The 15,820-nt window shown below is 70.3% G+C and carries 18 protein-coding genes; 11 read left to right on the plus strand and 7 right to left on the minus strand.

Annotation, left to right across the window (positions count from 1 at the left end):
* Window positions 1-81: 81 nt before the first annotated feature.
* Window positions 82-618, plus strand: coding sequence for an Lrp/AsnC family transcriptional regulator (locus AB0N82_RS03085; protein ID WP_315993977.1), 537 nt, complete (start codon window positions 82-84; stop codon window positions 616-618).
* A gap of 1 nt (window position 619) precedes the next feature.
* On the opposite strand, the gene AB0N82_RS03090 is transcribed toward AB0N82_RS03085, so the two are convergent.
* A complete protein-coding gene (locus AB0N82_RS03090; protein ID WP_315993978.1) occupies window positions 620-970 on the minus strand; it encodes a hypothetical protein in 351 nt (116 codons plus the stop codon).
* Between the two features lie 96 nt (window positions 971-1,066).
* On the opposite strand from AB0N82_RS03090, the gene AB0N82_RS03095 reads away from it, so the two are divergent.
* The 4 genes from AB0N82_RS03095 to fdhA all read left to right on the plus strand — a co-directional run bounded on the left by AB0N82_RS03095 (window position 1,067) and on the right by fdhA (window position 4,879).
* Complete coding sequence (locus tag AB0N82_RS03095; protein WP_363387987.1) at window positions 1,067-2,308, plus strand: SufS family cysteine desulfurase; 1,242 nt, start codon at window positions 1,067-1,069, stop codon at window positions 2,306-2,308.
* The gene (sufU, locus tag AB0N82_RS03100; RefSeq protein WP_363387990.1) at window positions 2,305-2,760 is read left to right on the plus strand and encodes a Fe-S cluster assembly sulfur transfer protein SufU; all 456 of its coding nucleotides are present in this window, start codon (window positions 2,305-2,307) and stop codon (window positions 2,758-2,760) included. The genes AB0N82_RS03095 and sufU overlap by 4 nt, the downstream gene beginning before the upstream one ends.
* A 273-nt stretch (window positions 2,761-3,033) precedes the next feature.
* Entirely contained in the window at window positions 3,034-3,471 is a 438-nt protein-coding gene (locus tag AB0N82_RS03105) for a hypothetical protein (RefSeq protein ID WP_363387993.1), read from the plus strand.
* A 190-nt stretch (window positions 3,472-3,661) separates the two neighbouring features.
* Window positions 3,662-4,879, plus strand: a complete 1,218-nt coding sequence (fdhA, locus tag AB0N82_RS03110) for a formaldehyde dehydrogenase, glutathione-independent (protein ID WP_315993982.1) — start codon at window positions 3,662-3,664, stop codon at window positions 4,877-4,879.
* Window positions 4,880-4,934: 55 nt separating this feature from the next.
* On the opposite strand, the gene AB0N82_RS03115 is transcribed toward fdhA, so the two are convergent.
* From AB0N82_RS03115 to AB0N82_RS03125, 3 genes are all read right to left on the minus strand, one after another.
* Complete coding sequence (locus AB0N82_RS03115) at window positions 4,935-5,912, minus strand: SRPBCC family protein (RefSeq protein ID WP_363387996.1); 978 nt, start codon at window positions 5,910-5,912, stop codon at window positions 4,935-4,937.
* Between the two features lie 20 nt (window positions 5,913-5,932).
* On the minus strand, window positions 5,933-6,388 hold the full coding sequence (locus tag AB0N82_RS03120; protein WP_363387999.1) for a metalloregulator ArsR/SmtB family transcription factor: 456 nt from the start codon (window positions 6,386-6,388) through the stop codon (window positions 5,933-5,935).
* Window positions 6,389-6,505: 117 nt separating this feature from the next.
* The gene (locus tag AB0N82_RS03125; protein ID WP_315993985.1) at window positions 6,506-6,871 is read right to left on the minus strand and encodes a metalloregulator ArsR/SmtB family transcription factor; all 366 of its coding nucleotides are present in this window, start codon (window positions 6,869-6,871) and stop codon (window positions 6,506-6,508) included.
* Between the two features lie 84 nt (window positions 6,872-6,955).
* Between AB0N82_RS03125 and AB0N82_RS03130 the strand changes: the two genes are divergently transcribed.
* From AB0N82_RS03130 to AB0N82_RS03140, 3 genes are read left to right on the plus strand one after another with little or no spacing between them, the layout of a single operon-like run.
* Complete coding sequence (locus tag AB0N82_RS03130; RefSeq protein ID WP_363388003.1) at window positions 6,956-8,233, plus strand: NAD(P)-binding domain-containing protein; 1,278 nt, start codon at window positions 6,956-6,958, stop codon at window positions 8,231-8,233.
* A 1-nt stretch (window position 8,234) separates the two neighbouring features.
* Window positions 8,235-8,747, plus strand: a complete 513-nt coding sequence (locus AB0N82_RS03135) for an N-acetyltransferase family protein (RefSeq protein WP_315993987.1) — start codon at window positions 8,235-8,237, stop codon at window positions 8,745-8,747.
* Window positions 8,748-8,804: 57 nt separating this feature from the next.
* Window positions 8,805-9,206 (plus strand): arsenate reductase ArsC, encoded by a 402-nt coding sequence (locus AB0N82_RS03140; RefSeq protein ID WP_363388006.1) that lies wholly within the window; start codon window positions 8,805-8,807, stop codon window positions 9,204-9,206.
* Window positions 9,207-9,245: 39 nt separating this feature from the next.
* Here the strand turns inward: AB0N82_RS03140 and AB0N82_RS03145 are convergent, their stop codons facing one another.
* From AB0N82_RS03145 to AB0N82_RS03155, 3 genes are all read right to left on the minus strand, one after another.
* Window positions 9,246-10,010 (minus strand): DUF429 domain-containing protein, encoded by a 765-nt coding sequence (locus AB0N82_RS03145; RefSeq protein WP_363388009.1) that lies wholly within the window; start codon window positions 10,008-10,010, stop codon window positions 9,246-9,248.
* Between the two features lie 79 nt (window positions 10,011-10,089).
* Entirely contained in the window at window positions 10,090-11,436 is a 1,347-nt protein-coding gene (locus AB0N82_RS03150; RefSeq protein ID WP_363388012.1) for an SLC13 family permease, read from the minus strand.
* 79 nt (window positions 11,437-11,515) lie between these two features.
* Window positions 11,516-12,877, minus strand: a complete 1,362-nt coding sequence (locus tag AB0N82_RS03155) for a homoserine dehydrogenase (protein ID WP_363388015.1) — start codon at window positions 12,875-12,877, stop codon at window positions 11,516-11,518.
* Window positions 12,878-13,039: 162 nt separating this feature from the next.
* Between AB0N82_RS03155 and otnK the strand changes: the two genes are divergently transcribed.
* The 3 genes from otnK to AB0N82_RS03170 are packed head-to-tail and all read left to right on the plus strand — an operon-like array spanning window position 13,040 to window position 15,706.
* The gene (gene otnK / locus AB0N82_RS03160) at window positions 13,040-14,260 is read left to right on the plus strand and encodes a 3-oxo-tetronate kinase (protein ID WP_363388018.1); all 1,221 of its coding nucleotides are present in this window, start codon (window positions 13,040-13,042) and stop codon (window positions 14,258-14,260) included.
* Window positions 14,257-14,907, plus strand: a complete 651-nt coding sequence (locus tag AB0N82_RS03165) for a class II aldolase/adducin family protein (protein ID WP_363388021.1) — start codon at window positions 14,257-14,259, stop codon at window positions 14,905-14,907. The genes otnK and AB0N82_RS03165 overlap by 4 nt, the downstream gene beginning before the upstream one ends.
* 19 nt (window positions 14,908-14,926) lie before the next feature.
* Entirely contained in the window at window positions 14,927-15,706 is a 780-nt protein-coding gene (locus tag AB0N82_RS03170) for a DeoR/GlpR family DNA-binding transcription regulator (RefSeq protein ID WP_363388024.1), read from the plus strand.
* Window positions 15,707-15,820: the final 114 nt, after the last annotated feature.

The raw sequence follows: 15,820 nt of genomic DNA on the forward strand, positions 1-15,820 counted from the left end.
TCCAGATAATGACCATCTTGGAGCAGAATGTCCAGCAATGATGCGGAACCCTCGAGGGATTCTGGACGAAGTGGCACGCCATTGGACGATACGGCGTACAAAATCCTCGCCGTCCTCCGAGATAACGGTCGCATTTCGATAGCCGCTCTCGCCGAGAAGGTCGGGATCTCGCGCGCCAACGCCTACACGAGGGTCGAGGCGCTGGTTCAGGACGGGGTCATCACGGGCTTCAGCGCCCAGGTCGACCACGCCCGGGCGGGACTGTCGATCGGCGCCCTGGTGTTCGTCACGGTCATGCCGCAGGCCTGGGCCTCGTTCCGCGACCGGGTCGTGGAGATGCCCGACGTCGAATGGTGCGCGATCACGACGGGAGAGCACGACGCGATGCTGTTGATCCGCGCCGTCGACGTCAGCGGCGTGCACGAGTTCTCGACCGGCGTCATCGCCCAACTGCCCGAGGTGCGCACCGTCGTGAGCGTCGTGGTGCTGGACGAGGTCATCCGCCGCCCGTACCTTCTGCCGGGCGATCTGCCCGACCGCACGGCGACCAACACCCTGCTCGGGATGACGCGCTGGACCCCCGCGACCCCGGGCCGAGACACCCTGCCGCCGCGCTAGGTCAGGCCGGGATCTCCTCGCAGACGCTCAGCTGCGGGGCGCCGTGCATCTCGTAGTGCTCGACGAGCCGGATGCCGCCGCCTTCGGTGAGCTCGAGGTCGCTCTCGCCGTCTCCGGTGACCACGGTGCCGTCGGCCACGAGCACGTGCACGAACGAGACCCAGATCTTGTCAGCCGTGCGGGTTCCGACGAACTTGCCGAAGGTCACGGTGTCGCCCTCGTAGCCGCCCCAGATCGCTCCGTCCCGTTCGAAGTACTCGAAGACGCTGGGGGCATCGGGGTCGACGACCGAAGTGGTGGAGGACACCATGCGGAATCGGCGGCCGTCGAGAGAGGGGAGCGTCGCAGTCATCTGTCGATTATGGGGGGCACCGCCGACGTCGTCCGCTCGTTCGCGGGCTCCATCCCACCCGGCTCCCACTCACCCCGCGCCGCGTAGCCTGGAAGCGTGACCCTCCCCTTCGACGTCGACGCCGTTCGCGCCGACTTCCCGATCCTCGAGACCGAGGTCGACGGCCACCCGCTCGTCTACCTCGACTCCGCCGCGACGAGCCAGAAGCCGCGCGCGGTGCTCGACGCCGAGCGCGACTTCCTCGAGCGCGCGAACTCCGCCGTGCACCGCGGAGCGCACACGCTGGCCGCCGAGGCGACGGAGCTGTTCGAAGACGCCCGCGTGACGGTCGCCGAGTTCGTCGGCGCCGAGCCCGAGCAGCTGGTCTGGACGAGCGGCGCGACCGCGGGTCTCAACCTCGTCGCCGGCTCCCTCGGCTACACCGGGCGCCTGCGCGAGGGCGACGAGGTCGTCGTCACCGAGGCCGAGCACCACGCCAACCTCATCCCCTGGCAGGAACTCGCCGCCCGCACGGGCGCGCGCCTGCGCCACATCCCGGTCCTCGACGATGGCACGCTCGACATGCGCGCCGCCGCCGACCTGATCGGCGCGCGCACGAAGGTCGTCGCGTTCCCGCACGTGTCCAACGTGCTCGGCATCGTGAATCCGGTCGCGAAGCTCGTCACGCTCGCGCGTGGTGTCGGCGCACTGACGGTGCTCGACGCCTGCCAGTCGGCACCGCACCTCGCGCTCGACCTGCCGGCATCCGGGGTCGACCTCGCCGTGTTCTCGGGGCACAAGATCCACGGACCGTACGGCATCGGCGCCTTGTGGGGCCGCGACGAGGTGCTCGAGTCCCTGCCCCCGTTCACCACGGGCGGTTCGATGATCACCACCGTCACCCTCGACGAGGCCGAATACCTCCCGCCGCCGCAGCGCTTCGAGGCGGGCACGCAGCCCGTGTCGCAGGCCGTGGCCCTCGCCGCCGCGGTGCGATGGCTCGGCGAGCACGACCTCGACGCCGCGCGCGCGCACGAGGCGGAGCTCGAGAAGCGCATGCGCGAGGGGCTGCGCTCCATCGCCGGCATCCGACTGCTCGGAGACACGGATGCCGCCGAGCGCGTCGCCCTGCAGGCCTTCGAGGTCGAGGGGGTGCACGCGCACGACGTGGGCCAGTTCCTCGATGCGCGCGGCGTCGCCGTGCGCGTCGGGCACCACTGCGCGCAGCCCCTGCACCGCCGGTTCGGGATGACCGCCTCGGTGCGCGCGAGCGCGGCGATCCACACGACCGAGGCCGAGGTCGACACCTTCCTCGACGCCGTCGCGGGCGTCCGTGGCTTCTTCGGAGTCGACGCATGAGCGGTCTCGAGTCGCTGTACCAGGAGCTCATCCTCGACCACGCCAAGAACCGCCGCGGGTTCGGCCTCGCCGAACCCGGCGCCCACAGCGCGACCGTGCATCAGCGCAACCCCGTCTGCGGCGACGAGATCACGCTGCGCGTCGACGTCGAGGGCGACCGCGTGGCATCCGTCACCTGGGAGGGGGCGGGCTGCTCGATCTCGCAGGCCTCGGCGTCGATGCTCGTCGCCCTGCTGCGGGAGGACGGCGGAGACGAGGGGATGCCGCGCGCCGACGCCGAGACCCTGATCGCGTCGTTCCGCGAGGCGCTGCGCTCGCGCGGCAAGATCCCCCTCGACGAGGAGACGTTCGCGGATGCCGCCGCGCTGTCGGGGGTGTCGAAGTACACCGCGCGCGTGAAGTGCGCGATGCTCGCGTGGGTCGCGCTGGAAGAGGGGCTGCGGCAGGCCTGACCCGCGGCGCCCCCCGCCGCTGCGCACCCTCAGCGATCCGCGCACCCTCAGCGGCATCCCGGGCTTCCCGACTGACCGGACGCCGGTCGCGCACCGAACGCCGCCCACCGGCCCGTCGCCGCACGCGCACCCTCAGCAATCCGCGCACCCTCAGCGGCAGCCCGCCCCCCGCACCTCACCGAGCGCCGACCTCCCACCCGGCGCGAGGCGGACCCTCCCCCGCCGCCGACTCCTGCGCTACCCTGCCGACTGACCCACGGAAGGACGGAAGCCATGGCCACCGGATTCAGTGCGGAAGAACGCGCGGCGATGAAGCAGCGGGCCGGGGAACTCCAGGCCATGAAGGGCGTGAAGGGCCTCGCGAAGCTGCAGAAGGAGAACGAGGCCTGCCTCGAGGCGATCGAGAAGCTCGAGGGCGTCGACCGCGCGGTCGCCGAGCGCCTGCACGTCATCGTGCTCGAGGAGGCCGCACACCTGAGCCCCAAGACGTACTACGGCTTCCCGGCCTACGCCGAGGACGGCAAGGTCGTGGTGTTCTACCAGCCGGCGTCGAAGTTCAAGACCCGCTACGGCACGGTGAGCTTCGACGACAGCGCCCAGCTCGACGACGGCCCGATGTGGCCGGTGTCGTTCGCGGTGGTCGAGGTGACGACCGAGGTGGAGCAGGAGATCCGCCGGCTCGTGCGCCGCGCAGCACCGGCACCGGCCTGACGAGAAGAGTTCTCAACTGCACGCTCACAGGTGACACGCATTGACGTCACCAGGGCCTGCGAGTTTGGCTGAAGGCATCCGCTCGCGACGAACGTGATCCGAGATCGCCCGTCGCGATCGGACGGGTCTGCGGGCCCCGCCCCGCAGGACACGACCAGGCTGGGCGGGCGCCCGGCCGGAGAGGACGATGATGTCCGGCAACAAGGCAGTGGCGTACAAAGAACCCGGCGTGGTGGAGGTCATCGACACCCCGTATCCGGAGTTCGAGCTCAAGGACGGTCCGGGCGTCAACCCCGCGAACGTCGGCCGAAAGGTCCCCCACGGCGCGATCCTGCGCACCGTCTCCACCAACATCTGCGGCTCCGACCAGCACATGGTGCGCGGTCGCACCACCGCTCCGGCCGGTCTGGTGCTCGGGCACGAGATCACCGGCGAGGTGATCGAGGTCGGTCCCGACGTCGAGTTCGTCAAGGTCGGCGACATCGTCTCGGTGCCGTTCAACATCGCCTGCGGGCGGTGTCGCAACTGCAAGGAGGGCAAGACCGGCATCTGCCTCAACGTGAACCCCGACCGCCCCGGCAGCGCCTACGGCTACGTCGACATGGGCGGCTGGGTGGGCGGGCAGGCGGAGTACGTGCTCGTGCCGTACGCCGACTGGAACCTGCTCGTCTTCCCCGACCGCGAGCAGGCGCTCGAGAAGATCCTCGACCTGACGATGCTGTCCGACATCTTCCCCACCGGCTTCCACGGCGCGTACACCGCGGGCGTGCGTCCGGGTTCGACGGTCTACATCGCCGGCGCGGGTCCGGTCGGCATCGCGGCGGCCGTGGGCGCGCAGCTGCTGGGCGCGGCTGCCGTGCTCGTCGGCGACCTCAACGCCGAGCGCCTCGAACAGGTCCGCTCCCTCGGCTTCGAGAGCGTCGATGTGTCGAAGGGCGATCCGCGCGACCAGATCGAGCAGATCCTCGGCACCCCCGAAGTGGATGCCGCGGTCGACGCGGTCGGCTTCGAAGCCCGCGGCCACGGCTCCGATTCGTCGCACGAGGCCCCGGCGACGGTGCTCAACTCGCTGTTCGACATCACCGCGGCCGGTGGGGCCCTCGGCATCCCGGGTCTGTACGTGACCGGCGACCCGGGCGGCGTCGACGAAGCGGCGAAAGTCGGCTCGCTGTCGCTGCGCCTGGGCCTCGGTTGGGCGAAGTCGCTGTCGTTCACCACGGGTCAGTGCCCGGTGATGAAGTACAACCGGCAACTGATGATGGCGATCCTGCACGACAAGGTGCAGATCGCGAAGGCCGTCAACGCCACGCCCATCAGCCTCGACGACGCCCCGCAGGGTTACGCCGACTTCGACAAGGGCGCCCCGCGCAAGTACGTGCTCAACCCGAACGGGTACATCACGAGCTGATCGCGCGCGCCGGAGTGCAGGATGCCGCGGCCCCGACGCCGCGGCATCCGTGCGCTCACCCCACGACCACGCGCTCCATCCGCTGGAAGCTCTGCTCCATCCCATCGACCATGCCCGTGGCGAGCACGGCGTCGCGAGTGGCGGCATCCGGGTACTCGATCAGCAGGGTGACGAGGGTGGCGCCGTCCTCTTCGTAGAGTGAGAGGTCGTTGGTCGTGGTCGGCAGGTCGGTGCCGGTCATGTGCTCGGTCTGCACCATGCGCCGCGGCTCGTCGAGCAGCAGGATCTCGCCGTCGAAGCCGAACGCCTCGCCTTCCGTACCGGGCTCGGGCTCCCAGGCGATGCGGTAGCGGCCGCCCTCGACGCGGTCGATCTCGCTGACCGACATGCGCCAGCCGTCGGGGCCGAGCATCCAGCGCCGCATGAGGTCGGGATCGAGGTGCGCGCGCCACACGAGTGCGCGCGGTCCCTCGATGAGCCGGATGATGCGCACGTGCTGGTCGTCGAGGATCTCGAGTCGCGTGCCCTTGCCCTGGGCGAACTCCCGCAGCCCCTGCAGCACCGCGTCGAGCTGGTTCATCGCGAGGGTCGCGCCCTCGACGGCGCCCATGTCGATGAGCTGCTCGAGGGCCTCGAGCGAGTCGAAGTACGTGACGTTCGTGAGGCGGGCGCCGGCCTCGGTGGCCTCGAACGCGAAGGTCATGCGCATCGACGGCATCCCGGGGATGGCCTCGCCCTCCTCGTCGACGAAGGAGTCCACGACCTCGAACCCGCGCGGAGCCTCGATGTCGACGAACCGCCAGCTGCCGCGGGCCACCTCTCCGCCGGCGCTGCGCATCTCGTACCGGGCGCGACCACCCGCCTCGAACGCGAACGAGCTGAACGTCGCCGGCCACCCCGGAGGACCCCAGAAGCGCTCGAGCTGGCGCGGGTCGGTGAACGCGGCCCACACCCGCTCGGGGCCGACCGGGAAGTCGGCGACCAGGGTCATGGTGAGCGCTTCGGTGTCGCTCTCGACGGACGTGACGGGCATGGACGTACTCCTTCGTCGGTTCAGGGCGTGGGGGTGTCGGGCGGGGGGCTGGATGCCGCGGGCGCGCACGTCCCGCGATGCGCGGCTGCGTCGCCCGCTCGAGGCGCCCCGACAGCGGACGAGTCGACGGGGGATGCCGTGGCACCCGGGTCCGCGTCGAGCAACGCGTCGAGCCGGTCGATGCGCCCGCGCCACAGGTCTTCGTACGAGCGGAGCAGCCGCTGGGCCCGGGCGATCATGGCGGGGTCGGCACGCACGAGTCGCACCCTCCCCTCCGCGCGCTTGGTGATGAGCCGCGCCTCGGCGAGCACGGCGATGTGCTTCGACACCGCCGCGAACGACATCGCGTACGCCGCGGCAAGCTGCGTCACCGACTGCTCGGCGACGAGCGTGCGCCGCACGATGTCGCGCCGCGTGGCATCGGCGAGGGCGTGGAACACCCGGTCGATGTCGGCGTCGGTCTGTTGTTCAACCATTTGGTTGCACGTTAGCGCGTGCCTGCCCTATAGACAAGAGCCGTCTCGAGGAAAAGGGTCGGGCGGCGCGGTGGGATCATTCACAGCACCGCGTCGCACCGAGGCGGCGGCCGCGCGTCAGCGCGTCGGGGGCACCGCCGCGAACTGCCGCGACAGCACCCCCGCGACGGTGTCGAGCGCGCCGGGGACGAGCCGGTAGTAGGCCCAGGTTCCGCGCTTCGAGCGCGAGAGGAACCCCGCTTCCGTCAGGACCTTCAGATGGTGCGAGACCGTGGGCTGCGAGAGGCCGACCGGATCCGTGAGGTCGCACACGCACGCCTCCTGCTCGGTGGCGCCCGCGACGATCGACAGCAGGCGCAGCCGCGTCGGGTCGCTGAGGGCCTTCAGCCGCCTGGCGAGCCCCTCGGCGTCGTCGACCGACATCGGCGCGCCCCCCGAGGACACGCAGCAGGCGGTGGACTCCACGAGCGGCAGCGAGGTCATGCATCGACAGTAGTCGATATTGACATCCATCGATAGATAGGTGCACGATGGGGCATCGACAGCCATCGATGCACGAGGAGCCCCATGTCGACGCTCACCCTCACGCCGCGACCGCGCGTGACCGACCGCCTCGCGACCCTCCCTGTCGTCATCATCGGGGCGGGTCCGGTGGGCCTGGCCGCCGCCGCCCACCTCGCCGACCGCGGCATCGCCTTCACCGTGCTGGAGGCGGCATCCGGTCCCGCCGCCGCGGTGCAGCAGTGGGGCCACACCCGCCTGTTCTCGGCCTGGCGCGAGGTCGTCGACCCGGTCGCCCGCCGCCTGCTCGAGGCCACGGGCTGGACGATGCCGGCCGCGGGGCGCGCGCCCTCGGGCCGCGAGCTCATCGACGACTACCTCCGGCCCCTCGCCGCGCTGCCCCGGATCGCGGCCCACGTGCGCTACGGCGCCCGCGTGACCGGTGTCGCCCGCCAGGGGATGGATCGCACCCGTTCCGCCGACCGCGAGAACACGCCGTTCCTCGTGCGCACCACCGAGGGGGAGATCCTCGGCCGGGCCGTGCTCGACGCCTCGGGCACGTACGACACGCCCAACTCGCTCCTGTCGACGGGTCTGCCCGCCATCGACGACGCGCGCATCTCGCACGCCCTGCCCGACGTGCTCGGCCGCGAGCGCGAACGCTTCGCCGGTCAGCACACCGTCGTCGTCGGCGCCGGTCACTCCGCCGCGAACACGCTCATCTCGCTCGTCCGCCTCCAGCGCGACGCCCCCGGCACCCGTGTCACCTGGCTCATCCGCAACGCGGGCGCCGTGCGCGTGTCCTCCTCCGTGGACGACGAGCTGATCGGTCGCGCGCAGCTCGGCGCACGCGTCGACCGGTACGTCGAGACCGGCGCCGTCGAGAAGATCGACTCCTTCGAGATCGGCCGCGTCGAGGCGCTGCCGCACGGCATCCGCCTCCTCGGATCGCGCAGCGGAGATCCCGCCGAGGTCACCGCCGACATCGTCGTGAACGCGACGGGGTTCCGCCCCGACCTCGCGCCCCTGCGCGAGATCCGTACCGACCTGGATGCCGTCGTCGAGGCGCCGCGGCTGCTCGCCCCGCTCATCGACCCCAACGTGCACTCGTGCGGCACGGTCGAACCGCACGGCTTCCGCGAGCTGACGCACCCCGAGCACGGCTTCTTCCTCGTCGGGATGAAGTCGTACGGTCGGGCGCCCACGTTCCTCCTCGCCACGGGATACGAACAGGTGCGCTCGATCACGGCCTGGCTCGCCGGCGACCTCGCCTCAGCCTCCCGCGTCGAGCTGACGCTGCCGGCCACGGGCGTGTGCTCGACGGATGCCGGCGGGTGCTGCTGACATGACACTCGTGCGGGCGCTGGAACGCGCGGACTGGGCGGCGGTGGAGGACATCTACCGCGAGGGCATCGCGGGTGGCAACGCGACCTTCGAGAGCGAGACGCCGACGTGGGACGCGTTCGATCAGGCCAAGACGCGGTTCGGACGACTGGTCGCCGTCGACGACACGCACGCCGTCGTCGGATGGGTGGCGGCGTCGCCCGTGTCGACGCGCGCCGCCTATCGGGGTGTCGTCGAGCATTCCGTCTACGTCGCCGGACGCGCACACGGTCGCGGACTCGGCGCCGCTCTGCTGCGCGCGTTCATCGCCACGGCCGAGATGAACGGGGTGTGGACGATCCAGTCGAGCGTGTTCCCCGAGAACGTGGCATCCCTCCGCCTGCACGAGAGCCTCGGTTTCCGCGAGATCGGACGACGCGAGCGCATCGCACGATCGTCGGTGGGCCCGTGGGCCGGGCAGTGGCGCGACACCGTGCTGATCGAACGCCGCAGTGCGATGAACGGGCGCGAGTGACCCTTCCGCCCCGTACGACACCAACCGTTCACCTCGACCGAGAAGGATGACGAGATCATGACCCGCCCCACCGTCCTCTTCGTCTGCGTCCACAACGCCGGCCGCTCGCAGATGGCCGCCGGCTATCTGCAGGAGCTCGCCGGCGACCGCATCGATGTGCTCTCGGCCGGATCCGCGCCGAAGGACTCGATCAATCCGATGGCGATCGCCGCGATGGCCGAAGAGGGCATCGACATCTCGGCCAATCAGCCGAAGATCCTCACCGTCGAAGCGGTCAAGACCTCCGACGCCGTGATCACGATGGGCTGCGGCGACGCGTGCCCGATCTTCCCGGGCAAGCGCTACGAGGACTGGGAGCTCGACGACCCCGCGGGGCAGGACCTGGATGCCGTCCGCCGCATCCGCGACGAGATCAAGGGCCGCGTCGAGGGGCTGATCGCGAACCTGTCCGGGGCCTGACGTCCGGGGACTTCGCCCTCGTAAGCAAAGGCTAGATGTCTAGCCTTTGCTTGAGAGACCGTCGATCAAACCCTCCGGCGGCCCGTCGGGCAGCACGACCCATCCCTCCCGCCGCGCCACGGCGAGCATGTCGGATGCCGGGGGCGAGAACCGCCCGAGCGCCCCGGCGCGGGTCGCGAGGGCGGCGATGACGGCGTCGAAGGCGTCCGCCTTGCGGATCGCCAGCGCGGCGAAATCGCCGATATCGAACCACGGCGCTCGCTCGCGCACCGCATCGAGGAGGATCGCCCGGCGGGCGGCATCCACCCGGTATCCCGCGGTGTCGAAGCCCCACAGCCGCAGCGAGCCGCCGGGGTAGACCTCGAAGAGGCGCCCCTCGGCGGCGCGGTCGACGGGGAATCCCACGGCGGCGAGTCGGCGGAGCAGACCCGCGCCGCGCAGGGCCGTGACGCCGAGCCGGTCGGTCGAGACGCTCAGGGGCCAGCGCCCGATGCGCTCGCGCACGACGTGGTCGGTGTGGCGGTAGACGAGCGGCCGACGCCAGTCGGCGTGGCCCTCGACCGGTCCGAGCAGCGGATCGGTGGCGGCATGGTGCGCACCGATGAAGTCGACGAACGCGTCGGGCCAGCCGAGCGGGCAGTCGACGCCGAGCCACGCCTCGCCGGAGCGGACGGATGCCACGATGTCGGCATCCGTCATCCCGATGTCGAGGCGCTCGAGCACGGCACGATCCCGCGTCCAGGTGATCTCGGCGAGCGCGGTGCCGGGCGCTCCCGCGGCGAGGTCGACTCCGACGGTTCTCATCGGGAGGAGCCTATGCCGGGTCCGACAGGAAGGGGCCCGGACCACCGTGAGGTCATCCGGGCCCTTGCGCGAAAGGTTCTCAGCCGAGGAACGGCAGCACGAACAGAGCGATCGTGATGACGGGTCCGATCACGACCATCGACAGGCCCCAGATGGTGAGGTGCTTGTACAGGCGCGACCGTTCGCTCTCGTGCGCCGAGGCGACGATGGTTGCTCCCGTCGTCCCGAACGGCGCGCAGTCGACGAGGGAGGCCGAGATGGCGAGCGCGTAAATGAAGCCGGTCATCTCGAGGCCCCCGCCGGGCAGCAGCAGCGGCACGGCGAGCGGAACCAACGCGCCGATGATGCCGATCGTCGAAGCGAAGGCCGACACGAGACCGGCGATGATGCACAGCACCAACGCGGCGACGAGCGGCTCATTCACCGAGCGCGCGAACTCGCCGAGCTGATCGATCGCGCCGAGGCGGGTCAGCACACCGACGTACGTGATGATGCCGCCGAGAAGCAGGATCGTGTTCCAGTCGACTTTCGCGAGGCCCTCGCGACCGGCCTTCGGGTTGAGGAAGGCGAGCAGCACGGCGAGGGTCAGCGCGACGGCGCCGAGGTTGAGGTCGATGTCGTTGAGCGTGAGCGTGAAGAACGCGATGACGAGCACGGGGATCGAGATGAGCGTCATCAGCTGGTAGCCGGTGAGCTTCTGCGTCGCGGTCTGCTCGAGCACGGCCGTGCCGCCGCTGCGGGGACGCGTGCTGAAGCCGGTGCCGGCGACGCCCTCGGAGCCCCCGGTGCCGAGCTCTCCGGATGCCGCCTTCGCGGCACGACCGCGTGCGATGAGTTCGCGTCCGCCGAACATGAGGAACGCGACGGCGACGATCACGGTATTGATGCCGACCGAGAGGCCGAACATGAGCGCCGCGTTGTACGGGATGCCCGCGGAGGTGGCGACCGTGAGCACGGTGATGCCGACGATGCTCGTGGGCGCAAGGGCGCCACCGACGATCGCGGAGCTCATCGCGATGCCCATCATCGTGGAGTGGATCCGGTGCTTGTGTGCGAGGCTCATCGCGATCGGCACGAGAGTGAATGCCGCGTGCGAGGTGCCGAGGCACGCGACGAGCGTGCCGACGGCGAACATCGCCCAGGGGATGAGGGCGACGCGGTCGCCGATGAGGCGCACCGACTTGTCGACCAACCAGTCGATCGTGCCGACAGCACGGGCGATTCCGAAGAGATAGGTGATGCCCAGCAGGATCAGCAGCGCATCGACGGGGAAGCCGCCGAGCACATCGTCGAGCGGCTCCCCGACGAGGAGCACGCCGATGACGCAGGCCGCGACGAGGGCGAGGGCGCCCATGTGCACGTTGCGGATCGCGGAGACCGCGAACACCGCGACGAGCACGATGAGGGCGATGATCTCCACGTTCACGAGATCACCTCGCGCGGGGCGAGGGGGATGGTCAGGTCACGGTGCATCGTCGTCGATCTCCTGGTGGTCGAGGATGGGGTCAGATTCCGAGCGCGAGGCCGGAGCGGTAGGCGGATGCCGCGGGCTCGTGCACACCGTCGAGGTCGGCGAAGCGCACGAGCTCCCCAGCGGCGACGTCACGGCTCAGGCGCGCGCCCGAGAGAAGGTAGTACGGGGCGATCTCCCCGCCGTCGGGCGCGACGATCACGGGAGCGACCCCGGAGATCTCGTGGTGGTGCCCCTCGACGCGGAACGCGGTCCCGGCTGCGAGATGGGTGGACGCGCGGGCGGCGAGCACCGTGTGCTGCCGCGGATCGGGAGTCCCGGCGGTGTCGTCGACGGCGGCGGCGATGGTGAGCGGCGTCTCGATGCCCATGAAGTGGTACGGCCAGTAAATGCAGGCGTAGCGCCCGTCACGGCTCACGACGTGTCCCTTGCCACGAAGGATCTCCCAGGTGACGTCGTCGCCCGTACGGACGATCGCGAAGACTCCGCCGGCGAAGCTCGCCTCGCCGGGCAGTCGCAGCATCGAGAAGACGTCGATGACACCGGTCGCGCCCAAGATGCCGCCGTCGGCGCGCTCACGGTAGACGTCGGCGAGCTCGTCCGGTCGAACCACGGGGTAGTGCATCGTCTCGATGTCGGCGCCTGCACCGGTGTAGAGCGACACCACGTTCATCTCGCACGAGTCGGCCGCAGCCGCGCGCTTCAGGCCCGCCACGGCCTCGGCGCGTGCGGCGAGAGTGGTGCGCAGATCATCACCGCGGCCGAGCAGATCGGACAGGGTGGGAGCGTGCTGCTCGACCCCGTTCTGGTTCACGATCCCGGTCTCGGGGTCGAACACGAGGTCGTACTCGCCCGACTTCCCCAGCGCGACGATGTCGAAGCCCATCGCGAGCACCTCGTGGATGAGGCGGAGCAGGTTCGCCGGCTGATCGCCGTCACCGGGGAGGTAACGCAAACCGCGTTCGCGCGCTTTGGCGCTGAGGGCGACGCCCGCGATCGTCTCGACCTCTTTACTGACCATGACGACGTGCGCACCGGCGTTGAGTGCAGTGTCGGCGTACGAGAAGCCGGCGTCGATCCGGCCGGTCGCCTCCACGAGCACGTCGACGCGAGACCAGGCGACGTGCGCCGCGTCGGCCACGACGGCGACACGGCCGGCGTCGACCGCCGCCGCTGCTTCCGCGGCATCCGTCGCCTCCACCACGTCGTCGCCCGCCGTTCCGATCTCGGCGAGCATGCGGCGGACGCCGTCGACGTCGGGGTCGACGAGCTGGGCGGCCGCCATATCGGGGATGCGACGAAGCTGATCGAGCAGAGTTCGGCCATACCCTCCGTTCGCGCCGGTCACCGCGATGCGGATGGGAGCCGGACGGCGCTGTACCGAGCTGTGGATCACCGTTGTTCCTCTTACGTCGTCGAAGTCGGGGATGCGGCGGCGTGCACCGCGTGCTCCGCAACTGTAACGCTGTCTCACAAATTGTCAAACTATCGTCTCAAATATTCACATACACTGGGAGAGGATCGTGATCGCGGTCCGCACTCGACGAAAAGGTTCCCCATGCACTTCGGCGCCATCGCTGACGACTTCACCGGAGCGACCGATCTCGCCACCGCCCTGCGGGAGCGAGGACTGCGCACTGCCGTCGTCATCGGCGGAAACGACATCCCGCGCGGTCACGATGCTGTGGTCGTCGCGCTGAAGTCCCGCACCGCACCCGTCGCCGCCGCCGTCTCCGACTCCCTCGCCGCGGCGCAGCGCCTCGTCGACGCGGGCGCCGAGCGTCTGTACGTGAAGTACTGCTCCACGTTCGACTCCACCGACGAGGGCAACATCGGCCCCGTGCTCGACGCGATCGTCGAGATGGCCGGCGCCGACCGCACCCTCGTCGTCCCCTCCTTCCCCGCCAACGGACGTACCGTGCGCGACGGGACCCTCTTCGTGCACGGCACCGCGCTCGAGCACTCTTCGATGCGCCACCATCCCCTGACCCCGATGACGAAGTCGCGCCTTCGCGACATCCTCGCCCCCCAGACCGCCGCCGACCTGACGGAGATCGCTCTCGACACCGTGCGCGCCGGCGCCGACACGCTCCGCGAAGCCATCGACGAAGCTCCTCCCGGGTACCTGATCGTGGATGCCGAGACCGAGCACGATCTCGCCGTCATCGCCGCCGCATCCGCTCACCTGCGCGTCCTCTCCGGGGGCGCGGCGCTCGCCGCTCACCTCGACGCCCCCGCCGACACCACGCGGCTCGCCCTTCCCCCGGTCGGGCCGAACCGGCTCGTGGTGTGCGGCTCCGCCTCCGCGGCGACGCGAACGCAGATCGCTCACGCGGTCGATCGTGGCGCCACCCTGCGGCGCGTCGATCTGGATGCCGCGGTTTCCGCCCCCGCCGCCGAGATCGCCACCCTGGCCGCCTGGGTGCGGAGTCGGCCGCAGACGGACCTGCCGCTGCTCTCCTCCGTCACCGAGCTCACCGACATCCGCCGCGACACAGCCGCGACCGCAGCCGCCGTCGAGCACGTGCTCTCCGAGGTCGTCGCCGAACTCGTGTCGACGGGCGACCTCCAGCGGGTCGTCGTTGCGGGAGGGGAGACGAGCGGTGCCGTCGTGAAGGCTCTGGGTATCTCCGTCCTCGAGATCGGCACGCAGCTCGCCCCAGGGGTGTGCTGGAGCGCCGGCGAGACGGCATCCGGCGCCACCGTCGCGCTCGTTCTGAAGAGTGGGAACTTCGGCGGCACCGATCTCTTCACCGCAGCCTGGGAGGCTCTCGCATGAGCACCTTCGACGATCTCATCACCGCTGGACGCGCACTGGTCGACGCTGGGCTCAGCCCCGGCTCCTCGGGCAATGTCAGTGTGCGCGACGGCGACCGTCTGCTCATGTCGGGTACGGGAACCCGCTTGGGCACCCTCGCCCCCGAGGACATCGCCGTCCTCACCCTCGACGGGGCGTTCCTCAGCGGCGCACGGCCGTCGAAGGAGGTGCCGCTGCACGTCGCGATGTACGCCCGCAACCCCGAGCACCTCGCCGTCGTGCACGTGCATTCCCCGTCGACGGTGGCCGTGTCATGCCTCGAACCCTGGACACCCCACGCCGCCGTGCCGCCGCTGACGCCGTACTCGCTCATGCGTGTCGGCCAGGTACCGCTGCTGGACTTCGTGGCCCCGGGCGATCCGGCGATGGGGGCCCTCGTCACGGACTGCCCCTTCCCCTTCCACGGCGCACTGCTCGCCAACCACGGTGCCGTCGTGAGCGGACCGGATCTCGCGGCGGCCGTCGACAGCACCGTCGAACTCGAGGAGGCCTGCCGCATCACCCTGCTCACCGACGGCCGACAGCGACGCCTCATCGCGCCGGAGCAGGTGGCCGAGATCACGACCCGCTGGGGCACTCCGTGGACGGAGATCGCTTCAGTAAGCTGATCGGGACCGAAGGACGAGGATGACCGAACCCGCCCCGATGATCCCCGATCAACGTCGGGAGAGGATCGTCCAGGCCCTGCACCGCGAGCGCGTCCTGAGCTTTCGCCAGCTGAGCGACCTGGCGGGCGTGAGCCAGATGACGGTACGCCGCGACATCGCCGTGCTCGAGGAACAGGGCGTCGTGCAGGCGACGACCGGTGGGGCGAAACTGGTCAGCCGTCTCGTGCTCGAACCATCGCGCGCAGAAAAGGCGACGACCGAGATCGCCGAGAAGACGGCTATCGCACGGCTGGCTGCCACGCGCGTACGCGACACCATGACGATCTACCTCGACGCGGGTACCACTGCGCAGGCGATGCGGCCATTCCTCGAGCACGTGCGGGATCTCACCGTCGTGACCAACGACATCGCAACCGTCCAGGCTTTCCTCGATCACCCCTCCGCCGACCTCATCTCGGTCGGCGGGCGAGTGGACCGCACCAACCTCTCCACCATCGGTCGACTGACGCGCCTGACGCTCGCCGAACTCTCCCTCGACCTGGCCTTCATCTCCTCGAGTTCGTGGGACCTCGCTCACGGCGTGACGACACCGGTCGAGGCGAAGATCGAGGCCAAACGCGCCGCCGTCGACGCCGCCGAACGCGCCGTCCTCATCGCCGACAGCTCCAAATACGGGCGCTTCGCGAAGTACCGGGCGCTTCGCCTCAGCGAGGTGGCCGAGGTCATCACCGACGCCGGGGTGCCCGACAGTGCGGCCGAGGCCATCGTCGCTTCCGGCGTCGAGGTCGCCCGGGCCTGAGCACGCCCCGCCAACGGCGCTGCCCCTCGACACCCGTCGGCGAGACGCCGGTCGACGAGGCTTCAGCGGCAGTCGGTCGGCATGTGCATCCGGGAAGGGCCCGTCGATCCCGCA

It is taken from the genome of Microbacterium sp. NPDC089186 (assembly GCF_040685115.1).
GTDB lineage: Bacteria > Actinomycetota > Actinomycetes > Actinomycetales > Microbacteriaceae > Microbacterium > Microbacterium galbum.